The organism is Kitasatospora sp. NPDC001225 (genome assembly GCF_053597855.1).
The window spans coordinates 1-3,319 of sequence record NZ_JBSFJC010000309.1 but is presented as its reverse complement, the minus strand read 5'-3'; the positions used below and the strand labels follow the sequence as shown (position 1 = coordinate 3,319).

4 protein-coding genes are annotated in these 3,319 nt (G+C 67.9%); 1 reads left to right on the top strand and 3 read right to left on the bottom strand.

The window, feature by feature from the left end:
* Together ACWDCZ_RS39685 and ACWDCZ_RS39680 are read right to left on the bottom strand one after the other, a co-directional pair.
* Window positions 1-258, bottom strand: a 258-nt coding sequence (locus ACWDCZ_RS39685; RefSeq protein WP_449818510.1) for a hypothetical protein, incomplete at its 3' end; no start/stop codon positions are given.
* 37 nt (window positions 259-295) lie between these two features.
* Entirely contained in the window at window positions 296-532 is a 237-nt protein-coding gene (locus ACWDCZ_RS39680; protein WP_375873075.1) for a hypothetical protein, read from the bottom strand.
* Window positions 533-1,132: 600 nt separating this feature from the next.
* Here ACWDCZ_RS39680 and ACWDCZ_RS39675 point away from each other — a divergent pair.
* Window positions 1,133-2,884: a peroxidase family protein gene (locus ACWDCZ_RS39675; protein WP_049649574.1), complete on the top strand. Its 1,752-nt coding sequence runs from the start codon at window positions 1,133-1,135 to the stop codon at window positions 2,882-2,884.
* A gap of 123 nt (window positions 2,885-3,007) precedes the next feature.
* Here ACWDCZ_RS39675 and ACWDCZ_RS39670 read toward each other — a convergent pair.
* A partial coding sequence (locus ACWDCZ_RS39670; RefSeq protein ID WP_449818509.1) for a response regulator transcription factor occupies window positions 3,008-3,319 on the bottom strand: 312 nt, incomplete at its 5' end.

The following is a 3,319-nucleotide window of genomic DNA, read 5'->3' as shown; positions in this document are numbered from 1 at the left end:
GGGATCGAATGCCCATTCACACGTCACCAGGATCTCACCCTTCTGGGCGTCCTCAAGGCTGGCCTCCGCCTTCACATGGATCCTTCCGATGTTCAGGTTCGGATCATCGGTGTAGTGCCCGGAGTAGCCGGACACGAAGGCGACCGCCCTGTTGACGCACTGCTCGAACGAGAACTGCTGCGTCAGGGTCCTGACGGATGCGTCGCTGGACCGCGGAAAGTCGAAATGGCACTGCTCGACCTGGATGATCGGCGCCACACTCACTCCGGTCACTGTCTTCCCTTCCCGTTTCCCGCTACATCCCACCCGTCTCGGCGATGACCAGGATCCGCGCCGAGGCCTGGAAGTTGTAGTCGGGGCCGGCGTCCCGCGGGCGCAGCAGGAACGTCACCTGGACCGCGGCGGTATTACCGGCCAGTTTCCCCACGGAGCAATCGACGTGCTCCTTGCCGTAGGGGGCTTCACCGGGATTGTAGGGCCCCCTCAGGAATTCAAGGGAGAACGCCTGGATAGCGGCTTCGGCATTCTTCACGGGGTGACTGAAGGTGGCAGTACCATGCCATATCAATGGCTCCGTGCTGCGGCCGTGCTCATATGGGACGGCATCGACGACCGTGAATTCTATTCCCATGATCTGATCTCCGGACTCGCCCTGCGGATCCTGACCGCCGGCCGGTCAGTCCGTCACGGCCGGCTTGCCCCCGTTCGAGGTGTCCGTCGCCTCCTTCGCCCTCGTCCCGCTTTCGGCGCTGTCGGGGTCCGGAGCGAGGGGTCCGGCCCGGCCGGCCGACGGTTCGCACACTTCCCAGCGCACACCATCCCGTCCACGATCGCAACCCGGTGCGGTACGACTACCCGGAGCGACCGGCCCGCGGGCTCACGCCCCGAGGAACTCCGGACCGAAGTGCCGCGTCTGGTCCGATCGTGGGCCGACAGGTGACCGCCCACCACCCCGGGCGGGCTGCCCGGGTCAAGGCACCGGGCCTTTGCGGTGGGGTTCGGCGGCCGGGGTTACCCGCACGGCGGAGTGCGGGCATGCGTGCGGAGCGGCCGTGACCGAGTCGGCCGTGAAGCCCCCGGGTGAGAGCGCCCCCGGCGCCGTCACCCGGACGACGGAAGGAAGAGTCCTCCGATGACCACGGACACCACGACGGCCGACGCGCCCGCCGACGACGTCGCCACCCGACGGGAGGAGGCCCGCGCCCGGCTCCTCGACCAACTCCTGGGCCACGACGGACAAGCAGCGCTGAATCCGGACGGCCTCCGGGTCGCCGACCCCACCTTCACCGGCCACGGCTGTCCGCTGCGCCTGGACCTGGGCGACGGCACCCGCCCCGCGGAGCCGCACACCCCGGTCGCGTTCCGGGACACGGTGGTGGAGACCGGCACCTACACGTGGCTGTTCCCCGCGCTGCACGGGTACGTGCCGGGCGACGATCTGATCGAGGAACTCGGCGCGCCCGGCGGTCAGATGGACCTCAACCCCCCGCTCCCGTTCGACAAGAGGCAGTGCGCCGAGCTCGGCGAGAAGATCGACGACAAGTACCTGGCGAAGCCGTCGAAGCCGTCGACGGCCCCGGCCGAGGCCGGCATCCCGGCGGGCTACACCTACCTCGGCCAGTTCCTCGACCACAACATCACCTTCCAGGCCGACGTGACCTTCGACAGCAACACCATCGGGGACACGACGAACTTCCGCAGCGCCAGGGTCGACCTCTCCCACGTCTACGGACTCGGTCCCAAGACCCAGTCGTTCGCGTTCTACGACAACCTCGACGTCGGAAAGTTCTGGATCGACCCGAACCGCGACTACGACGTGCCCCGCAACCCCCAGGGCGTCCCGGTCATCGCCGACCCGCGCAACGACAACACCATCATCTCGATCCAGATCCACCACGCCTTCATGCTGTTCCACAACGCCGTGGTCGACATGCTGAAGGGCTCGGTCCCGGACGTCGCCCTCTTCGACACGGCCAAGCAACAGGTCGTCTGGCACTACCAGTGGATGATCCTCAACGACTGGCTTCCCAGGATCGTGAAGGACTCGGTGTACGCGAAGGTCAAGGCGGCGGCCGAGAACAAGGAAGCCCCCTTCCTCCTCTTCAACCCCCCGCAGGACAAGCCGGTCGCGCTGCCCCTCGAATTCACCGCCGCCGCCTACCGGCTGCATTCGCTGCCGGTCGAGGAGTACCGCCTCAACAACACCACGACCGGCCACCTCTTCAACTTCCGCAGACCGTTCTCGCCGCTGCGCACCGAACAGGTCATCGACTGGCACCAGTTCTTCGTGATCCCGGGGGCCACGCAGCAACCCCAGTACGCGAAGAGGTTCGACAGGAAGATCATCCACGCCTTCCTCCAGATGCCGCCGCCCATCGACAGCCCCCTGACGTGGCTGGAGGACTCCACGGAGAAGGAAGGGCTCCCGGACGGAAACCCCTACCAGGGCCAGCTCTACTCGCCGCTGCTCTCCATCGCCATCCGGAACCTGCGCCGCGCGAACTCCTTCGTCCGCAAGGACGGCACCAAGGGGCTGCCCTCCGGGGAGGACCTCGCCAAGGAGGTGTACGCGAAGTACAGCTCGGGCCACGATCCTTACACGCCGAAGGACTTCGGGCTGCAGGACTTCGACCACGTACCGCCCTGGTACTACGTCCTGGGCGAGGGCGCGCTCGAAGAGAAGTCGGACGTGGGCAGCCTCAAACTCGGCACCCTGGGCAGCGCCGTCGTCGGCGAGGTGATCGCCGCACTGATCAAGGCCGACCCGGGTTCGTACCTCAGCCACAACAGCAGGAACTCGGCGAACCCGTGGAAGCCGACGTTCGGCAAGGACCCCGGCACGTTCTACATGGCGGACCTCGTGCGCATCGCCGGACTCGTGTGACGACAGGCCCCCGGGCCCGGCCGCCGAAAAGGTCCTCACGTCGACGGTGCTCGTGGTCGGCTGCGGGGAACGGGGGCGGAGCTCTTGATGAAGATCAGGTCCACCGTCCCGGCCGGTGAGGCGTCAGCCCGTGGACGGGGGGTTCCCACCCGCGGTGACCACGCCCGTCTCATAGGCGATGACGACCAGCTGGGCCCGGTCGTGGGCGTCGAGCTTGGCCAGCAGCCGCCGGACGTGGGTCTTGACGGTCGCGATGCTCAGCCCCAGATGGTCGGCGATCCCGCGGTTGGGCAGTCCCCGGGCCACCAGTCGGAGGACTTCCCGTTCCCGTGGGGTCAGGCCCGCCAGCTCCCGGGCGAGCCGCGGGCGCGGCTCGTGGCGTCCGGCGAACTCGTGGATCAGACGGCGGGTGACGGCGGGCGCGAGCAGGGCGTC

Coding starts and splice junctions, on each gene's coding strand:
- ACWDCZ_RS39675 (WP_049649574.1), top strand. CDS start 1,133: ATGACCACGGACACCACGACGGCCGACGCGCCCGCCGACGACGTCGCC.